Consider the following 17,947-nt stretch of genomic DNA (forward strand, 5'->3'; position numbering starts at 1 on the left):
GCGCGCCGCCCGCATTTCCGGGCACGCGAAAGCCCCGGGAAACACCTCGGGCCGTAGAAATCGGCATGCGGAATCGAATTCCTCCGCTCTTGTATACGGCCTCGGTGTTAAGTGGAGAGGCCGCCCGTGTTTACGGCATGTTGCGAAGTCCTCACCACGTCCGGGCGCACCGCGTTTCCGCGGTTCTGGCCGGGAATGCGGAGCCGGTGCAGGGCGAGCGAGCGTTCGGTGTGCAGGGCGGTCGTCTGCCGGGCCCGCTCGCCGTCACCCCGGGCCACGGCGTCGACGATGGCGCCGTGCTCGGCCCAGGTCTCGGTGGGGGCGGGCAGCGGGTCCACCGAGTACATCCAGGCGATCTTGTGCCGCAGCTGGGTGAGGGACGAGGTCAGGGCGCCGCTGCCGCAGGCCTGCGCGAGCGTCTCGTGGAACCAGCCGCCCAAGGACCGCAGGTCCTCGCCGTAGCCCCGCCGCGCCCGCTCCTGCCCCAGCCTGACCAGGCCGCGGAGCACCTTGAGGTGGGCCTCGGTGCGGCGCTGCGCGGCCCGGGCGGCGCCCAGCGGCTCGAGCAGCAGCCGCATCTCCAGCAGGTCGGCGGCCTCCTGCTCGGTCGGCTCGGCCACACAGGCCCCGGCGTGGCGCCGGGTGACCACGAAGCCCTCCGCCTCCAGGGTGCGCAGCGCCTCGCGGACCGGGACCCGGGAGACCCCGTAGCGCCGGGCGAGCACTTCCTCGGTCAGCCGGCTTCCCCGCTCGTGGACGCCTGCGACGATGTCGTCCCGGATCGCCGTGCATACCGAATGCGCGGGAATACGCATGCCGACCTCCGCCTCGATGAATGAATTGACTCTAAGGCAATCGACGGCGATTTCCGACGGGAAGGCCCCGCGGGCGGGGAATTTTTGGCCGAGGCCCGCCCGGTGCGCCCGGAATCCTTCCGGAACGACGAAAAAGCCCCCGCCCGGGAAACCGGGGCGGGGGCTTTCGCGCGTGCGGGTGGCGTCAGAGGTTCACGCCGTGGGACCGGAGGTAGGCGACCGGGTCGATGTCGCTGCCGTACTCGGCGGTCATCCGCGCCTCGAAGTGGAGGTGCGGCCCGGTGACGTTGCCGGTGGCGCCGGAGCGGCCGATGTGCGCGCCGGGGGTCACGGCCTGGCCGGGGGTGACGCTGACCGAGGACAGGTGGCCGTACTGGGTGTAGGTGCCGTCGTGCATCTTGATGACGACCTGGTAGCCGTAGCTGCCGCCCCAGCCGGCCTCGACCACGGTGCCGCGGCCCACCGAACGGACCGGGGTGCCGGCGGCGGCGTGGAAGTCGACGCCGGTGTGGCTGCCGGAGGACCAGACGGCGCCGCCGGCCTGGTAGCCGGTGGAGACGTAGGAGCCGGCGATGGGGCTGACGAACATGGTGAGGCGGCGCAGGCGCTCGCGCTCGGCCTCGCGGGCGGCGCGGCGCTCGGCCTCCTCGCGCTCCTTGCGGGCCTTCTCGACGGCGGCCTTCTCGGCGGCCGCCCGCTCCTGGGCCTCGGCCTGCTCGTCGATCTGGTCGGCCACGCGGTCGCCGATGGTGACGACCGGCAGCAGGCCGGTGGTCTCGTTGACGGAGGTCTCGGCGGCGGACGTCTCGGCGGCGGAGGCGGGAGTGGCCAGGGTGCCGACGACGCCGGTGGTGGTGAGAGCGGCGAGGCCTGCCAGGCCGGCGGTGGTGCGGCTGGTCCGGCCGGGACGACGGTGCCTGCCGGAGGCGCAGTTGAACGCCATGAAGTGGCTGAGTCCTTTCCTTCCCTCTCGCCTGCCGGGTTAGCTGTCGGGTTCGGAGCAGGAAGGTCTCCTACGGGCGTCTCCCCCCGTGCGCGCGTTGTGCGCGCGCCGTGCGGAAGGCGCCCGATTCACCCCAGGGGTTGCCGCTTGTGGGTCCCCGGCTCCCCTGGCTCGCGCCGTACGGGGATTAGGCGATGACTGCCCGGCGCCGCGGGCGCGGCGCACAAGTGTGGCGGACAGCCGGACCGAAGCTAATGGCGTGATCATTCGGATCACAAACGGATCAAGGCTTTTGTAGCGCATCCCACAGGGCAAACCGGACTCTTCCCCACGCAACGCCCGTTGAACGGGACGAAGCGGGCCCCGGCGACCAGATCGGTCACCGGGGCCCGAACCGGCCTGTACGGGCGGCTACTCCGCGCGGACCACCGTCACCTCGCCGATGCCCAGGTCGCGGACCGGGTCGGCGATCTGCGCGGCGTCGCCGACGAGGACCGTGACCAGGCGGTCCACCGGGAAGGCGCTCACCGCGGCCGCCGTGGCCTCCACGGTGCCGGTGGCGGCGAGCTGCTGATAGAGCGTCGCCTGGAAGTCGTCCGGCAGGTGCTGCTCCACCTGGTCGGCCAGGGTGCCGGCCACGGCGGCCGCCGTCTCGTACTTCAGCGGGGCGACGCCCACCAGGTTCTGCACCGCGGTGTCGCGTTCGGCGTCGGTCAGGCCGCCCTCGGCCAGCGTGCGCAGCACCTGCCAGAGGTCCTGCAGCGCCGGGCCGGTGTTGGGCGTGTCCACCGAGCCGCTGATGGCCAGCAGGGCCGCGCCCGAGCCGTCGGGCGCGGAGCGCAGGACCTGGGCGAAGGAGCGGACGCCGTAGGTGTAGCCCTTCTCCTCCCGCAGCACCTTGTCCAGCCGGGAGGTGAGCGTGCCGCCGAGGCAGTAGGCGCCGAGCACCTGGGCGGGCCACACCCGGTCGTGCCGGTCCGGACCGGTGCGGCCGATGAGCAGCTGGGTCTGCACCGAGCCCGGGCGGTCCACGATCACCACGCGGCCGGTGTCGTCCGCCGTCACCGCGGGCACCGGGTGCGGGTCCGCCGGGGAGCCCGTCCACGCGCCGAGGGTCTCGGCCAGCAGGGCGTCGAGGTCGACGCCGGTGAGGTCGCCCACCACCACGGCGGTCGAGGTGGCGGGGCGGACGTGCCGCTCGTAGAAGGCGCGCACCGCGGCCGCGTCGATCTTCCCGACCGTCTCCTCGGTGCCCTGGCGGGGGCGCGCCATCCGCGACCCGGCCGGGAAGAGCTCCTTGTAGAGCTCCTTGGCGGCGCGGCGGGCCGGGTTGGCCAGCTCGTGGGGGATCTCGTCGAGCCGGTTGCGGACCAGCCGGGACACCTCGTCCTCGGCGAACGCGGGGGCGCGCAGCGCGTCGGCGAGCAGACCGAGGGCCTTGGGCAGCCGGGAGACCGGCACCTCCAGGGAGACCCGCACACCGGGGTGGTCGGCGTGCATGTCCAGCGTGGCGCCGCACCGTTCGAGCTCGGCGGCGAAGTCCTCCGCGGAGTGCTTGTCGGTGCCCTCGGCGAAGGCGCGCGCCATGACGGTGGCGACGCCGTCCAGTCCGGCGGGCTCCGCGTCGAGCGGCGCGTCCAGCAGCACCTCGACCGCCACGACCTGCTGGCCGGGGCGGTGGCAGTGCAGGACCGTCATGCCGTTGTCCAGCGCGCCGCGTCCGGGGGCGGGGAAGGCCCACGGCTTGGGCTCGCCGGCCTGCGGCATCGGGTGGAACTCCATCGTGGCCAGCTCGGTCACTTGGCCTCCTCCTCGTTCTCGTCGGCGGCCTCGTCCGCGCCCTCCGGGGTGATCGGCTCGTACACCAGCACCGCGCGGTTGTCGGGGCGCAGCCGGGCCTTGGCCACCTCCTTGACCTCCTCCGGCGTCACCTCCAGGACGCGCCCGACGGCGGTCAGGGCGAGCTGCGGGTCGCCGAACAGCACGGCGTAGCGGCAGAGTTCGTCGGCGCGGCCGGCGACCGTGCCGAGCCGGTCCAGCCACTCGCGCTCCAGCTGCGCCTGGGCGCGCTCCATCTCCGCGGCCGTGGGGCCCTCGGCGGCGAGCCGCGCGAGCTCCTCGTCCACGGCGGCCTCGATCACCGGGACCTCCACGTCGCCGGAGGTCTTGACGTCCAGCCAGCCCAGTGACGGGGCGCCCGCCAGGCGCAGCAGGCCGAAGCCGGCCGTCACCGCGGTACGGTCGCGGCGCACCAGCCGGTTGTAGAGCCGGGAGGACTCGCCGTAGCCCAGGATGGTCAGGGCCACGTCGGCGGCGTCGCAGGCGCGGGTGCCGTCCTCGGGGAGGCGGTAGCCGGCCATCAGCGCGCGGGCCGGGACCTCCTCGCGGACGACCTCGCGGATCTCCTCGCCGATGACCTCGGGCAGCGCGCCGTCCCGGGGGGCCGGCTTGCCGTCGTGGGAGGCGATGGAGCCGAAGTACTTCTCGACCCAGGCGAGCGTCTGCTCCGGGTCGATGTCGCCGACCACCGACAGCACCGCGTTGTTCGGCGCGTAGTAGGTGCGGAAGAACGCGCGGGCGTCCTCCAGCGTGGCGGCGTCCAGGTCGGCCATCGAGCCGATCGGGGTGTGGTGGTACGGGTGGCCCTCCGGGTAGGCGAGGGCGAAGATCTTCTCGAACGCCGTGCCGTAGGGGACGTTGTCGTACCGCTGGCGGCGCTCGTTCTTGACGACGTCGCGCTGGTTCTCCATCGACTCGTCGTCGAGGGCGGTGAGCAGGGAGCCCATCCGGTCGGCCTCCAGCCAGAGCGCGAGCTCGAGCTGGTGGGCCGGCATGGTCTCGAAGTAGTTGGTGCGCTCGAAGCTGGTGGTGCCGTTGAGGGAACCACCCGCGCCCTGCACCAGTTCGAAGTGCCCGTTGCCCTTCACCTGGGCCGAGCCCTGGAACATCAGGTGCTCGAAGAGGTGGGCGAGGCCGGTGCGGCCCCGGACCTCGTGCCGGGAGCCGACGTCGTACCAGAGGCACACCGCGGCGACCGGGGTCAGGTGGTCCTCCGACAGCACCACCCGGAGCCCGTTGGCGAGGCGGTGCTCGGTAGCGGTGAGGCCTCCTGAGCCTGCCTCGGCTGTGGCCGTGTGACCCATGGGCATGTACGTCCCTTCGATCGCGTCGAACATTCGGAACCGATAACGCTGATAACGCTGACAACTCTGAGAACGCTGAGAGTGCGAACTGCCTGTCACTGTATGCAACCGTGGCGGGGTACCGCCCGGTTCCCGGTCCGGCACATTGCCGCCCGATCCGGCGACGCGCTCCGCCGCGGGGCCCGGACCCCGCTCCCTGCCGGGCGCGGGAGTGTGCTGGGATGGGCGGCGCCCACCGACCCGACGTCCCCGCCGCGGGACAGGAAAGGACGTTCCGATGCGCAAGGCCCTGACCGTGACCGCCGCCCTGGTCGCGGGCGCCGTGCTGCTCACCGGATGCGGAGGCTCCGGCGACGACGAGGCGGCGAAGGGCGGGAGCGCCGCGTCCTCCCCGCGGACCGAGGAGTCCCCGCGGGCCGAGGAGTCCTCGCAGCCCGCGCCGGCGGAGAAGGGGATCGACGGCACCTGGCGGACCGTCAACGACAGTCCCCTGGACACCCTCGAGATCACCGGCACCGAGGTCGCCACCACCGGCGAGCTCGCCTGCGCCGGCACGCTCGAGGGCGTCAACACCGACAAGCCGCGGATCACCCTGGACTGCGCGGAGCCGGACCCCGAGCGCACCCAGGGCACCCTGAAGATCAAGTCGGACGGAACCGCCGTCTCCATCGCGTGGGACGGGCCCGAGTGGGGTGGCGTGATCGACACCCTGCGCCGGGACTGAAATCACCCGCGCCCCCCGCTCACCGCGCGGTCGCCGGCGGGGGGCGCGGTCCGAGCTGTCGGCGGCGAGGGCCACAATGGTGCGCGACAGTCCCCCGTTCATGCTCGCAAGACCGTGAAGGAGCCCGGCAGCGATGGCCCGCCGCAGCACGAAGACAGCATCGCCCGACGATTTCGAGGAGCGGATCCTCGACATCGACGTCGTGGACGAAATGCAGGGCTCCTTCCTCGAGTACGCGTACTCGGTCATCTACTCCCGCGCCCTGCCCGACGCGCGGGACGGCCTCAAGCCGGTGCACCGGCGCATCGTCTACCAGATGAACGAGATGGGCCTGCGCCCCGACCGCGGCTACGTCAAGTGCGCCCGCGTCGTCGGCGAGGTCATGGGCAAGCTCCACCCGCACGGCGACACGTCGATCTACGACGCCCTGGTCCGCCTCGCCCAGCCGTTCTCCATGCGGGTCCCGCTGGTCGACGGCCACGGCAACTTCGGCTCCCTGGGCAACGACGACCCGCCGGCCGCCATGCGGTACACCGAGTGCCGGATGGCCGACGCGACCAGCCTGATGACGGAGTCGATCGACGAGAACACGGTCGACTTCCAGCCCAACTACGACGGCCAGGAACGGGAGCCGGTGGCGCTGCCCGCCGCCTTCCCGAACCTGCTGGTCAACGGCGCCTCCGGCATCGCGGTCGGCATGGCGACCAACATGCCGCCGCACAACCTCGGCGAGGTCGTCGCCGCCGCCCGCCACCTGATCCGCCACCCGAACGCGGATCTCGACGCGCTGATGAAGCACATCCCCGGCCCCGACCTGCCCACCGGCGGCCGGATCGTCGGGCTCCCCGGCATCCGCGACGCCTACGAGAAGGGCCGCGGCACGTTCAAGATCCGCGCCACGGTCGCCGTGGAGCAGGTCACCGCCCGCCGCAAGGGCCTGGTCGTCACCGAACTCCCCTTCTCCGTGGGGCCCGAGAAGGTGATCGCCAAGATCAAGGACCTGGTCGGCTCCAAGAAGATCCAGGGCATCGCCGACGTCAAGGACCTCACCGACCGCGAGCACGGCCTGCGCCTGGTCATCGAGATCAAGAACGGCTTCGTCCCCGAGGCCGTGCTGGAGCAGCTCTACAAGCTGACGCCGATGGAGGAGTCCTTCGGCATCAACAACGTGGCCCTGGTGGACGGCCAGCCGCTCACCCTGGGCCTCAAGGAGCTGCTCGAGGTCTACCTCGACCACCGCTTCGAGGTGGTGCGGCGCCGCTCCGAGTTCCGCCGCGGCAAGAAGCGCGACCGGCTGCACCTGGTCGAGGGCCTGCTGACCGCGCTCATCGACATCGACGAGGTCATCCGCCTGATCCGCTCCAGCGACAACTCCGCCCAGGCCAAGCAGCGCCTGATGGAGAGCTTCGCGCTGTCGGAGATCCAGACGCAGTACATCCTCGACACGCCGCTGCGCCGCCTCACCAGGTTCGACCGGATCGAGCTGGAGGCGGAGAAGGAGCGGCTGACCGCGGAGATCGAGGAGCTGACCCGGATCCTCGAGTCGGACGCCGAGCTGCGCAAGCTGGTCTCCGGCGAGCTCGCCGCCGTCGCCAAGAAGTTCGGCACCCCGCGGCGCACGGTGCTGCTGGAGTCCGCGGACACCCCGGCCGCCCTGCCCCTGCAGGTCGCCGACGACCCGTGCCGGGTGCTGCTCTCCTCCACGGGCCTGCTGGCCCGCACGGCGAACGCCGACCCGTTCCCGGCCCAGAAGGGCGCCAAGCGGGTCAAGCACGACGCGATCGTCTCCGTGGCCGAGAGCACCGCGCGCGGCGAGATCGGCGTCGTCACCTCCGCCGGGCGCCTGCTGCGCGTCAACGTGGTCGACCTGCCGCTCCTGCCGGAGATCCCCGCGGGCACCGCGGCCAACCTGGCCGGCGGCGCGCCCCTCGCCGAGTTCGTGTCCTTCGAGGACGACGAGACGCCGGTCTGCCTGACCTCGCTGAACGAGTCCTCCCCCGGCCTCGCGGTCGGCACGCTGCAGGGCATCGTCAAGCGGGTGGTGCCGGACTACCCGGCGGGCAAGGACGAGCTCGAGGTCATCACCCTCAAGGAGGGCGACCGCGTGGTCGGCGCCACCGAGCTGCGCACCGGCGAGGAGGACCTGGTCTTCGTCACCGACGACGCCCAGCTGCTGCGCTTCCAGGCGTCGCTGGTGCGCCCGCAGGGCCGCCCGGCGGGCGGTGTGGCCGGCATCAAGCTGGCGGACGGCGCCAAGGTCATCTCGTTCACCGCGGTGGACCCGGGCCGGGACGCGGTGGTGGTCACCGTGGCCGGCTCCCGCGGCACGCTGGACGACTCGGTGCAGACCACGGCGAAGATGACGCCGTTCGACCAGTACCCGCGCAAGGGACGGGCCACCGGCGGCGTCCGCTGCCAGCGCTTCCTCAAGGGCGAGGACTGCCTCTCCCTGGCCTGGGCCGGGCCGGCCCCGGCCCTCGCCACGCAGAAGAACGGCATGCCCGCCGAGCTGCCCGAGATCGACCCGCGGCGCGACGGCTCGGGCGTGGGCCTGCCGAAGACGGTCGCCGTCGTCACCGGCCCGGCCTGACCCGTCCCGCGGCGCGGCCCGGCGCCGTGCCGCGGCCCGGCGCCGTGCCGCGCCGACGACGGCCACAGCCCGCGCCGCGGCCCCCTCGGGACTCTCCGGGGGGCGCGGCGCGGTCACTCGGCCTCCGGCGCCTCCGCGCGCGGCCCGGCGGCTCCGGACGCCGCCGGTCCGGCCGCGTCCTCGGCGTTGTCGGCGCCCTCGGCGTGCTCGACGAGTTCGGCGTGCTCGACGAGCTCGGCGCTCTCGGCGTCGAGGTCCGCGTCGTCGTCCCCCCGCACGTAGCGCAGCACGCCCCACATGCCGTGCTCGTCGGGCTCCCCGGGCGCCGTGTTCACACAGGCGGCCAGCTCCTTCTCCAGCCCCTCCGCGTCGATCCCGGAGCCGATCAGCACCAGCCCCGTCCCCCGGCGCTCCCGCGGGCCCCACGGCTCCGGGTAGAACCGCAGGAACCGGCCCACCGCGTGCACCAGGTACCGGTTCCGCGGGTCGTACGCCCCGAAGTCGACCCACCCCTTGATCCGGTACAGGCCCTCCGGCCGCTCGTCGAGGAACCGCATCAGCCGCCGCGGGTCCATCGGCTCCGGCGACGCGAACGACACGCTGTCGTAGCCGGCGTGCAGGTGCCCGCCGTGGCCCGCCCCCTCCTCGTGCGGGTGGAGGTCGTCGAAGGTCAGCTGCCCGACACGCTCCTCGGCGGGCCGGCAGTCGAACAGGAACTCCGGGTCGATCCGTCCGTAGGCCGCCGGCACCACCGCGGCCCCGTCGGCCAGTTCCCCGACCGTGCGCAGCACCGCCGCCCGGTCCGCGGCACGGTCGATCTTGTTGACCACCACCAGGTCCGCCAGCGCCAGGTGCCGGTCGACCTCCGGGTGCCGTTCGCGGGTCGCGTCGAACTCGGCCGCGTCCACGACCTCCACCAGCCCGCCGTAGACCACCTCGGGCTGCTCGCTGGCCAGCACCATCCGCACCAGTTCCTGCGGTTCCGCCAGCCCGCTGGCCTCGATGACGATCACGTCGATGCCGGCGGAGGGCCGGGCGAGCCTGCCCAGGTACTCGTCCAGCTCCCCGACGTCCACGGCGCAGCACAGGCACCCGTTGCCCAGCGACACGGTGGAGTCGCCGAGCGCGCCGGCCACCGCCAGCGCGTCGATCTCGATCGCGCCGAAGTCGTTCACCACCGCCCCGATGCGGCTTCCGCCGCTGTGGTGCAGCAGGTGGTTCAGCAGGGTCGTCTTCCCCGCCCCCAGGAACCCCGCCAGTACGACGACCGGAATCTGCGGGGTCTCGCCGCTCATCACGCGCCCTTCCTCACCGCACCGCGCGCCCGGCGCACGCTGCTCGTCCTCGAATGCCGCCGTCAGGATATGGGGACTGTGTAACGGCCATGGGTGAACGATTGTTCACGCCTTCCGCTGGGCAAACGTTTCACCATGGCGCCGGTCCGGGTGACCCGCACGTCCCTCCGTGCGCCTCCCTCTCCGCCTCCCGCCGATCAGAGCCGCTCGGCACCCTGGGAGCGGCAGCACGAAGCAGCGCCACCGCTCGCCGGTCCCCGCCCGCGTCGCCCCTCACCGACCCGACCGGCGCTCGGTCGTCCGATTCGGGGGATTGACATGGCCACACAGTTCTTGCGCTCCGCCCTCGCGGCGTGCGTGGGCGCCGCCGCCGGCGCGATCACCGCCACCGCGGTCCAACGCCGCGCCCTGGGCGAACTCCGCTCGGCCCTGGACCAGCACCTGACCCAGATCCGCGCCATGCAGCGCGAGACCAACCTCACGACGCAGCAGCGCCAGCACTGGGCACTGCTCAGCAAGGCCATCGACGACCCCGACCTCGCCGAAGTCCTGGACGTCTACGAGGGCCCGCCCGTCTCCCCGCGCAAGCGGCGCCAGTACCTGTTCGCCAACGCGCTCTACACCAACCTGGTCTTCTACCACCGGCTCGGCAACCTCACCGAGGACGAGTTCATCGGCCACCTGCGGGGAAGCCTGCAGAACCCCTTGATGCGGGAGTACTGGTCGCGCACCACGCACCACCGGGACAGCCTGCCACCGCGCTCCGACGAGGCGCGGCTCGGCCGCCGGGCCGACGGGCTCCTCGGCGAGCTGGAGGACGCCGAGGAGGACTGGTGGGTGGTCGAGCCCCCACGGGAGCCGGAGGCCGGGACGTAGGCGTCCGCCGCGTCCGGTACGGGGGGGGCTCCCACGGCTGGTGGTGCCTTGGGGGCGGTGGGGCGGTGGGGCGGTGGGGGCGAGGGGGCTCACGCCGGAGCGTCGTCCGCGGCTCCGGGACGCATGAGGGCGAGGTCGTCGCCCCAGGCGTCCAGCACCGCACCGTGTCCGGCCTCTCGCACGGCCTTCTCGACGAGCGCGAACAGCCGTCGCTGCGGGCCCGGTTCACCCGTGGCCGAGATGCGGTCCACCGCACGCAGCAGCGCCTCGGTGTCCCAGCCGGGCAGCGGGTGACGGGCCAGCTCCCACTCCAGGTACTTGTTGTAGGGGCGTGGGCGGCGGTGGAGCGCGAAGAGCAGTTCGAGGAGGCATCGCATGCTGTCGGCCGCGTCGAGGCGGGCGGCGAGCGGCAGGCCGTCCGAACGCCGCGTAGGTGAGCGGCTGCTGAGCATTCACGGGTGGGGATCTCCGGTGGAGTGACGACGGGTATGCCTGCCGGGGCGGCCCCGTGGCGGGGCGCCCTGCACCGTCCGCGGCAGCGCGGGGCTGCCGCCGTGGAGATCAACGCACCCCCGCACCCTACCGCTCGACCGGGTGCAGAGCGGGTGGTTCGAGAACGAGGGCGATGTGGCACGCGCACACAGGCCACCGGCGTGGGTGTGCTCCTCCCCCACGGTCCCGGCGCCGGCGTACCGGCCGTGCGCGCCGGGGAGCGTCCGCGCCTTCACCGTCCGCGCCTTCACCCTGTCGGGGGGAAGCCGGACCAGTACTCTCCTCGTTGTCAAGACGCCATGGGCCGCCCGTGGGCGATCGCGTGGCACCGCTCCACAAGACGGTCAACGCGTCGCACCGACACCGTCCGCACCCCAAGAGGGTCGAGGGTTCCTTCCCGGCCCGTGCGCGCCCGATGTCTGCCACGGTCCGAAAGGGAAACCCAACAGTGAGCAAGATCCTCCGCCGCATTGGCGCCTCTCCGCGCGAAAGAGGCAGTGCCACCGGTGCGACATGCCCCGACATCTTCGAGCTGGAGGACGGCAACTTCGCCGTCATCGGCACCGAGGCCACGGCGGAGCTCGACCGGCACCTCCCCTCGGACGCGGCCCGGGCGGAGTACGAACGCATCGTGATCATCAGCCGGGACACCCTGGTGCGGGCCAAGGCGGACATCCCCGACGCCTGACCGGTCGGCCGCCGACGCGGGGCGGCCCCGGCGTGAGGTGGCGCCGGGGCGCCCTCGTTCGTGTGCGGGTCCCCCGAACGCGCGTCGTCGAGCCGCGCGGGCCCCACCAGTCAGGTTAGGCTCACCTGTGTGAGTAGGTGCGCAACCGTGTCACGGGTCCTGGACGAGCCCATCGCCGGGACCGCCGTGCACGCGCGGACGTGGCTGCTGCTGGAGCAGCCCGGGCCCTGGGGGCCGAAGGCGCTCACCGGGAGCCGCCTGGACCCCGCGCTGGGGCGCGCCCTCGAGGAGGCCGCGGAGGGCAGCGGCGTACGGATCGCGCTGATCCGGCGGCCCGGCCGTCACGCCGACCACGGCGCTCCCCCGGTGCGGCAGGTGTACGCCGCCCACACCGCCCCCGGCGACGACTGGGTCCACGGCGCCGTCACCACCGAGCCGGAACGGCTGCTGGACATCGACTTCGCGGCGCTCGGCCGCGGCCGGTCCGCCGCCTTCGACGCCGCCCTGCCCGGCGCCGCGCCGCACACCCGCCACCCGCTCGCCTTCGTCTGCACCAACGGCCGCCGGGACCGCTGCTGCGCCCTGCTGGGCCGCCCGCTCGCCGCCGAGCTGGAGGCCTCGGGGGTGCCCGGCACCTGGGAGGTCACCCACCTCGGCGGACACCGCTTCTCGCCGACCCTGCTGGTGCTCCCCCACGGCTACGCGTACGGCCGCGTGGACGCCCCTGCGGTGAAGGAGATCCTCCACCGGGCCCGCGAGGGCCAGGTGGCCACCGAGCACTGCCGGGGCCGCTCCGCCTGGCCGCGGCCCGGGCAGGCCGCCGAGCTGGCCGTCCGGTCCAGGACCCGGGTGACCTCGGCCGACGCCCTCGACGTCACGGAGGTGAGCCCGCTCCCGGCCGGTGCCGGCGCCGAGGCCGCGCCGCCGTCCTGGGAGGTCACCGTCGCGCACACCGACGGTCGCCGGTGGCGCGTGGTCGTCGCGCAGACACCCGCCGGGCCGCCCCGCCCGGAGAGCTGCGGCGCACCCCTCGGCTCCCCGGCCCGGATGGACGTGCTCGAGCTCCGCCGCCGGGCCTGAGAGGCGCGTCCAGCAGGCACGCGAACGCCGGGCCGCCCCACGCACACGGAGTGCGTCGGGGCGGCCCGGCGTGATCCTGCGTGACCCGCGTGATCCTGGGGGCGAGGGCGGTCAGACCGCTCCCGCTCCGGTGAGGGACCGCACCTCGGTCTCCGCGTGCTTCGCCTCGTCCGGTTCCTCCGAGGACAGCAGCGTGCCGATCCAGCCCGCCAGGAAGCCCAGCGGGATCGAGATCAGGCCCGGGTTCTCCAGCGGAAAGAAGGCGAAGTCCGCGCCGGGGAACATCGAGGTCGGCCGGCCGGAGACCACCGGCGAGAAGACCACCAGCGCCACGGCCGGGACCAGGCCGCCGTAGACCGACCAGACCGCGCCCCGCGTGGTGAAGCGGCGCCAGAAGAGCGTGAACAGCAGCACCGGAAGATTGGCCGAGGCCGCCACCGCGAAGGCCAGGCCGACCAGGAAGGCGACGTTCAGGCCGCCCGACAGCAGGCTGAGCCCGATGGCGACGACGCCGATCCCCACGGCGGCGACCCGGGCCACCGCCACCTCGCTGCGCGGCTTGGCGCCCGCCTTGCGGAACGAGGCGTACAGGTCGTGGGCGACCGAGGCCGACGAGGAGAGGGTCACTCCGGCGACCACGGCGAGGATGGTGGCGAAGGCGACCGCCGCCACCACCGCGAAGAGCACCGGCCCGCCCGTGGAGTCGGCGCCGCCGCCGAGGTCGAGGGCGAGCAGCGGCACCGCCGTGTTGCCGGCCTCGTTGGACTTCCGCACCTCGTCGCTGCCGACGATCGCCGCGGCGCCGAAGCCCAGCAGGATGGTCATCAGGTAGAAGCCGCCGATGAGGCCGATCGCCCACACCACCGACCGGCGCGCGGCACGGGCCGTGGGCACCGTGTAGAAGCGCGAGAGGATGTGCGGCAGGCCCGCCGTGCCCAGGACCAGGGCGAGACCGAGGCTGATGAAGTCCAGCCGGTCCGTCCAGCTTCCGCCGTACTCCAGGCCGGGCGCGAGGAAGGCGTCGCCGAAGCCGCTGTTGTCGGCGGCCGAGGTCAGCAGCTCGTTGAAGTCGCCGCCGAAGCGGACCATCACCAGAACGCCCAGCACCAGCGTGCCCGCCAGCAGCAGCACGGCCTTCACGATCTGGATCCAGGTGGTCGCCCGCATGCCGCCGAGGGAGACGTAGACGACCATCAGCGCGCCCACACCGATGACCGTCCAGGTCTGGGCCGCGCCGCCCGTGCCGCCCAGCAGCAGCGCGACCAGACTGCCGGCGCCGACCATCTGGGCGACCAGGTACAGCACCGAGACGATCACCGAGGACGTGCCGGCCGCGATCCGCACCGGACGCTCCCGCATCCGCGCCGCCAGCACGTCGGCGAGGGTGAACCGGCCGCAGTTGCGCACGAGTTCGGCGACCAGCAGCAGCACCACCAGCCAGGCGACCAGGAAGCCGACCGAGTAGAGCATCCCGTCGTAGCCGAAGAGGGCGATCAGGCCGGAGATGCCGAGGAACGAGGCCGCCGACATGTAGTCGCCGGCGATGGCGAGGCCGTTCTCCATCGGGGAGAAGAGCCGGCTGCCCGTGTAGAACTCCTCGGCGGACCCGTGCCGGTTGCGGCCGGCCCAGGTCGTGATGCCGAGGGTCACCGCCACGAAGGCGCTGAACAGGATGAGGACCAGGAACTGGTGGTCGCCCGTCACGCGGCACCCCCGCGGGCGCCGCGCGTGAGCTCCTGGGTGTCCCAGCGGAGCTGGAGTGCGGCACGGTCCCGGCGGAGCCGGGCATGGCGGGCGTAGGCCCAGGTCAGGAGGAAGGTGGTGAGGAACTGGCCGAGGCCGGCGAGCATCGCCACGTTCACCGAGCCGGCCACCGGGGTCGCCATGAACTCGGTCGCGGTGGTGGCCGTCACGACGTAGGCGACGTACCAGAGGAAGAAGGAGATGAAGGCGGGGACCACGAACTTGCGGTAGCGGCTGCGCACCTCCTGGAAGGCCGCGCTGCGCTGCACCTCCAGGTAGACGTCGGCGGCCGCCCGGTCATCGATCTCCTCCTGCGCCTGGCGCGCGGCCGGCACGGTGGGAGCCTGCTCTCCCGTGCCGTCCGTCTCGCCCCAGCCGAAGGCGAGTGCGTCGTACCAGGGGTCGTCGAACCGCACCTCTCCGGTGTCGCGACCGTCGTGCTTGTTCACCGAAATCTCCTTGTCCCACGGCGCCATTCGGCCGTAGGAACAATGATGGACAGACCGTGAACATCCTGGACTCTTTCGGCAGGTCTCTCACCCCATCAGGTGACCGAAAAGTCAACGGTTCCGGACGCACCTCCCGCACGGGTGATATACAGCGGCCCCGCCCGTGACGTCCGGACGTCACGGGCGGGGCCGAGGGGGACCGCCGCGCCCCGGGCGGCGGTCCGGGGCCTCAGGCGTCGATCCGGGAGCGGTCCAGCGTCGCCGCGGAGCTGGAGATGAACTCCTTGCGGGGCGCCACGTCGTTGCCCATCAGCAGGTCGAACACCTGCTCGGCCGCCTCCAGGTCGGAGAGGTTGATCCGGCGCAGGGTCCGGTGGCGCGGGTCCATGGTCGTCTCGGCCAGCTGGTCGGCGTCCATCTCGCCGAGGCCCTTGTAGCGCTGGATGGCGTCCTTGTAGCGCACGCCCTTGCGCTCGAACTCCAGCAGCGTCTCGCGCAGCTCGCGGTCGGAGTACGTGTACATGTACTTGTCCTGGCCGCGCTTGGGCTGGACCAGCTCGATGCGGTGCAGCGGGGGCACGGCCGCGAAGACCCGGCCGGCCTCGACCATGGGCCGCATGTAGCGCTGGAACAGGGTCAGCAGGAGGCAGCGGATGTGCGAGCCGTCCACGTCGGCGTCGGTCATCATGATGATCTTGCCGTAGCGGGCCGCGTCGATGTCGAAGGTGCGACCCGACCCCGCGCCTATGACCTGGATGATCGCCCCGCACTCGGCGTTCTTCAGCATGTCGCTGACCGACGACTTCTGCACGTTGAGGATCTTGCCGCGGATCGGCAGCAGCGCCTGGAACTCGGAGTTGCGGGCCAGCTTCGCCGTGCCCAGCGCGGAGTCGCCCTCCACGATGAAGAGCTCGCTGCGGTCGACGTCGTCGCTGCGGCAGTCGGCCAGCTTGGCGGGGAGCGAGGAGGACTCCAGCGCCGTCTTGCGGCGCTGGGCGTCCTTGTGCTGGCGGGCCGCGATCCGGGTCCGGGCGGCGGCCACGGCCTTCTCCAGGACCGCGCGCGCCTGCTGGGCGGCGTCCCGCCTGGCCGAGGTCAGGAACGCCTTGAGCTCCTTGGAGACGACCTGGTTCACGACCCTGCGGGCCGCCGAGGTGCCGAGCACCTCCTTGGTCTGGCCCTCGAACTGCGGCTCGGCGAGGCGGACCGTGACGACCGCGGTCATGCCCTCTATGGCGTCGTCCTTGACGATGTCGTCCTCGGCGACGCGCAGCATCTTCTTGGTGCGCAGCACCTCGTTCATCGTCCGCGCGATCGCCTGCTCGAAGCCGGCGACGTGGGTGCCGCCCTTGGGCGTGGCGATGATGTTGACGAACGAGCGCAGCGTGGTGTCGTAGCCGGTGCCCCAGCGCAGCGCGACGTCCACGCCGAGCTCCCGGGTGACCTCGGTCGGGGTCATCTGCCCGTGCTCGTCGAGGACGGGGACCGTCTCCTTGAAGGTGCCCTGCCCGGAGAAGCGCAGGACGTCGCAGATCGGCCGGTCGGCGGCGAGGTACTCGCAGAACTCGCTGATGCCCCCGTCGTAGCGGAAGGACTCCTCGCCCTTGCTGCCGCCGTCACCGAGACCGAACTCGTCCCGCACGACGATGGTGAGCCCGGGGACGAGGAAGGCGGTCTGCCGGGCCCGCTGGTGCAGGTTGTCCAGCGAGAGCTTGGCGTCCTTCAGGAAGATCTGGCGGTCCGCCCAGTAGCGGACCCGGGTGCCGGAGCGGCTCTTGGGGATCTTCCGGGCCTTGCGCAGGCCGCTGCCGGGCTGGAACTTCGCGCTCTCGCCCCGGCCGGTGAACTCGCCGGGGACCCCGCGCCGGAAGCTGATGGCGTGGGTGTGCCCGCCGCGGTCGACCTCGACGTCCAGCCGGGCGGAGAGGGCGTTCACCACGGAGGCGCCGACGCCGTGCAGACCGCCGGAGGCGGCGTAGGAGCCGCCGCCGAACTTGCCGCCCGCGTGCAGCTTGGTCATCACGACCTCGACGCCGGAGAGGCCGGTCTTGGGCTCGACGTCGACCGGGATGCCCCGGCCGTTGTCCCTGACCTCGACGGAGGCGTCGTCGTGCAGGATGACCTCGATGTGGTCGCAGTACCCGCCCAGGGCCTCGTCGACGGAGTTGTCGATGATCTCCCAGAGGCAGTGCATCAGGCCACGGCTGTCCGTGGACCCGATGTACATGCCGGGACGCTTGCGGACGGCCTCGAGTCCCTCCAGGACGAGCAGGTGCCGCGCGGTGTAGTTGGAACCGTCCCGATCTGCTCCGGTCAGCAAAGCTGTGGACGGCACGGTCGTGTCGGCGGTCACGCGGTTCGCTCCTCGCTGAATTTTTCTGGGCATGTCTCGGCGCCACTGGGGGACGCGCCACGGCTCGGTGCCGCTCCAGAGAGTACCGATGCCTGATGGGACCGGTGTAACGCCACCCTCACCGGCGATCCAACCCTAGGCCGCATTCGTATGGACGTTCGATACCCCGGAGGAGTGAAGCACACATCACGTTCCACAGCAGGCATGAACCCTTTAGGCTCCGGGCACGTCCTCCTCAACAAGCGGCGTTCGGTCGCCGGAGGACCGACACTGGAAGAAGCGCGAACCCGTACGGCACGAAGACACGCACTACGGCACATTCGCCGCCAACCGCCAGCAGACAGCCGCCTCGCCGAGAAATCTTTCGAGGAAAAGCCGCGAGCGGGAACGTTTTCGGCCTGGTTGGATGTTGACCCTGGTACGACAGCTCGTCGAGCTAGAGAAGAGGCGACGTGACTACTGTTCTGACCCCCGCGAGCCCGCTGACGGCCGCCGATCGCTGCGACCGCTGCGGCGCCCAGGCATACCTGCGCGTCGTCCTGCTGAGCGGCGGAGAACTGCTCTTCTGCGCCCACCACGGCCGCAAGTTCGAGCCGGAACTCAAGAAGATCGCCGCCGAGATACAGGACGAGACGGAGCGGCTGACGTCCTCGGGTGCGGCCCCGGCCGACCCGGACGGGGACCGTTAGGCGCCGGCGCTCCCATCCACGACGAGCTAGTCCGGCACAGGCCGGGTGACAAGGGCGGTCGCCTCCC

At 72.4% G+C, this 17,947-nt stretch carries 14 protein-coding genes, 1 pseudogene and 1 riboswitch; of the genes and pseudogenes, 6 read left to right on the forward strand and 9 right to left on the reverse strand.

Translation table 11 applies throughout. The annotated features are described in order from the left end of the window. Positions 1–107: 107 nt before the first annotated feature. The 4 genes from ACWD3O_RS10930 to ACWD3O_RS10945 form a co-directional block, all read right to left on the reverse strand. On the reverse strand, positions 108–815 hold the full coding sequence (locus ACWD3O_RS10930) for a GntR family transcriptional regulator (protein ID WP_451415651.1): 708 nt from the start codon (positions 813–815) through the stop codon (positions 108–110). A gap of 184 nt (positions 816–999) precedes the next feature. Continuing rightward, complete coding sequence (locus ACWD3O_RS10935; protein WP_451415652.1) at positions 1,000–1,758, reverse strand: M23 family metallopeptidase; 759 nt, start codon at positions 1,756–1,758, stop codon at positions 1,000–1,002. Positions 1,759–1,771: 13 nt separating this feature from the next. Next, positions 1,772–1,962, reverse strand: a riboswitch (cyclic di-AMP (ydaO/yuaA leader). Between the two features lie 207 nt (positions 1,963–2,169). Beyond that, positions 2,170–3,558 (reverse strand): M16 family metallopeptidase, encoded by a 1,389-nt coding sequence (locus ACWD3O_RS10940; RefSeq protein WP_451415653.1) that lies wholly within the window; start codon positions 3,556–3,558, stop codon positions 2,170–2,172. Beyond that, positions 3,555–4,907: a M16 family metallopeptidase gene (locus ACWD3O_RS10945; RefSeq protein WP_451415705.1), complete on the reverse strand. Its 1,353-nt coding sequence runs from the start codon at positions 4,905–4,907 to the stop codon at positions 3,555–3,557. Before ACWD3O_RS10945 ends, ACWD3O_RS10940 begins: the two co-directional genes overlap by 4 nt. Positions 4,908–5,178: 271 nt before the next feature. On the opposite strand from ACWD3O_RS10945, the gene ACWD3O_RS10950 reads away from it, so the two are divergent. Together ACWD3O_RS10950 and ACWD3O_RS10955 are read left to right on the forward strand one after the other, a co-directional pair. Next, a complete protein-coding gene (locus ACWD3O_RS10950) occupies positions 5,179–5,625 on the forward strand; it encodes a hypothetical protein (RefSeq protein ID WP_451415654.1) in 447 nt (148 codons plus the stop codon). A gap of 133 nt (positions 5,626–5,758) precedes the next feature. Next, entirely contained in the window at positions 5,759–8,215 is a 2,457-nt protein-coding gene (locus tag ACWD3O_RS10955; RefSeq protein ID WP_451409120.1) for a DNA gyrase/topoisomerase IV subunit A, read from the forward strand. 113 nt (positions 8,216–8,328) lie between these two features. Here the strand turns inward: ACWD3O_RS10955 and ACWD3O_RS10960 are convergent, their stop codons facing one another. After that, a complete protein-coding gene (locus tag ACWD3O_RS10960) occupies positions 8,329–9,510 on the reverse strand; it encodes a CobW family GTP-binding protein (protein WP_451415655.1) in 1,182 nt (393 codons plus the stop codon). Positions 9,511–9,828: 318 nt separating this feature from the next. On the opposite strand from ACWD3O_RS10960, the gene ACWD3O_RS10965 reads away from it, so the two are divergent. Next, positions 9,829–10,386, forward strand: a complete 558-nt coding sequence (locus tag ACWD3O_RS10965) for a DUF6082 family protein (protein ID WP_451409118.1) — start codon at positions 9,829–9,831, stop codon at positions 10,384–10,386. A gap of 89 nt (positions 10,387–10,475) precedes the next feature. Here the strand turns inward: ACWD3O_RS10965 and ACWD3O_RS10970 are convergent. Continuing rightward, a pseudogene (locus ACWD3O_RS10970) lies at positions 10,476–10,805 on the reverse strand (hypothetical protein); the annotation flags it as partial. A gap of 521 nt (positions 10,806–11,326) precedes the next feature. Here ACWD3O_RS10970 and ACWD3O_RS10975 point away from each other — a divergent pair. Together ACWD3O_RS10975 and ACWD3O_RS10980 are read left to right on the forward strand one after the other, a co-directional pair. Next, positions 11,327–11,566, forward strand: coding sequence for a hypothetical protein (locus ACWD3O_RS10975; protein WP_356133727.1), 240 nt, complete (start codon positions 11,327–11,329; stop codon positions 11,564–11,566). A gap of 129 nt (positions 11,567–11,695) precedes the next feature. Continuing rightward, complete coding sequence (locus ACWD3O_RS10980; protein ID WP_451415656.1) at positions 11,696–12,646, forward strand: sucrase ferredoxin; 951 nt, start codon at positions 11,696–11,698, stop codon at positions 12,644–12,646. Positions 12,647–12,757: 111 nt separating this feature from the next. On the opposite strand, the gene ACWD3O_RS10985 is transcribed toward ACWD3O_RS10980, so the two are convergent. From ACWD3O_RS10985 to ACWD3O_RS10995, 3 genes are all read right to left on the reverse strand, one after another. Continuing rightward, positions 12,758–14,350: a solute symporter family protein gene (locus ACWD3O_RS10985; RefSeq protein WP_451409115.1), complete on the reverse strand. Its 1,593-nt coding sequence runs from the start codon at positions 14,348–14,350 to the stop codon at positions 12,758–12,760. Continuing rightward, complete coding sequence (locus tag ACWD3O_RS10990) at positions 14,347–14,865, reverse strand: DUF485 domain-containing protein (RefSeq protein ID WP_451409114.1); 519 nt, start codon at positions 14,863–14,865, stop codon at positions 14,347–14,349. The genes ACWD3O_RS10985 and ACWD3O_RS10990 overlap by 4 nt, the downstream gene beginning before the upstream one ends. 202 nt (positions 14,866–15,067) lie before the next feature. Beyond that, positions 15,068–17,191 carry a DNA gyrase/topoisomerase IV subunit B gene (locus ACWD3O_RS10995; RefSeq protein WP_451415657.1) on the reverse strand — a complete coding sequence of 708 codons (2,124 nt, stop codon included), beginning with the start codon at positions 17,189–17,191 and terminating at the stop codon, positions 15,068–15,070. 452 nt (positions 17,192–17,643) lie between these two features. On the opposite strand from ACWD3O_RS10995, the gene ACWD3O_RS11000 reads away from it, so the two are divergent. Further along, positions 17,644–17,880, forward strand: a complete 237-nt coding sequence (locus tag ACWD3O_RS11000; protein WP_451409112.1) for a DUF7455 domain-containing protein — start codon at positions 17,644–17,646, stop codon at positions 17,878–17,880. Positions 17,881–17,947 lie beyond the last annotated feature (67 nt).

The organism is Streptomyces sp. NPDC002640, assembly GCF_053592575.1.

Excerpts from the sequence above, each read along its gene's own strand:
- ACWD3O_RS10950 (WP_451415654.1), top strand. The coding sequence starts at position 5,179 with ATGCGCAAGGCCCTGACCGTGACCGCCGCCCTGGTCGCGGGCGCCGTG.
- ACWD3O_RS10960 (WP_451415655.1), bottom strand. The coding sequence starts at position 9,510 with ATGAGCGGCGAGACCCCGCAGATTCCGGTCGTCGTACTGGCGGGGTTC.
- ACWD3O_RS10945 (WP_451415705.1), bottom strand. The coding sequence starts at position 4,907 with ATGCCCATGGGTCACACGGCCACAGCCGAGGCAGGCTCAGGAGGCCTC.
- ACWD3O_RS10930 (WP_451415651.1), bottom strand. The coding sequence starts at position 815 with ATGCGTATTCCCGCGCATTCGGTATGCACGGCGATCCGGGACGACATC.
- ACWD3O_RS10935 (WP_451415652.1), bottom strand. The coding sequence starts at position 1,758 with ATGGCGTTCAACTGCGCCTCCGGCAGGCACCGTCGTCCCGGCCGGACC.
- ACWD3O_RS10955 (WP_451409120.1), top strand. The coding sequence starts at position 5,759 with ATGGCCCGCCGCAGCACGAAGACAGCATCGCCCGACGATTTCGAGGAG.
- ACWD3O_RS10965 (WP_451409118.1), top strand. The coding sequence starts at position 9,829 with ATGGCCACACAGTTCTTGCGCTCCGCCCTCGCGGCGTGCGTGGGCGCC.
- ACWD3O_RS10990 (WP_451409114.1), bottom strand. The coding sequence starts at position 14,865 with ATGGCGCCGTGGGACAAGGAGATTTCGGTGAACAAGCACGACGGTCGC.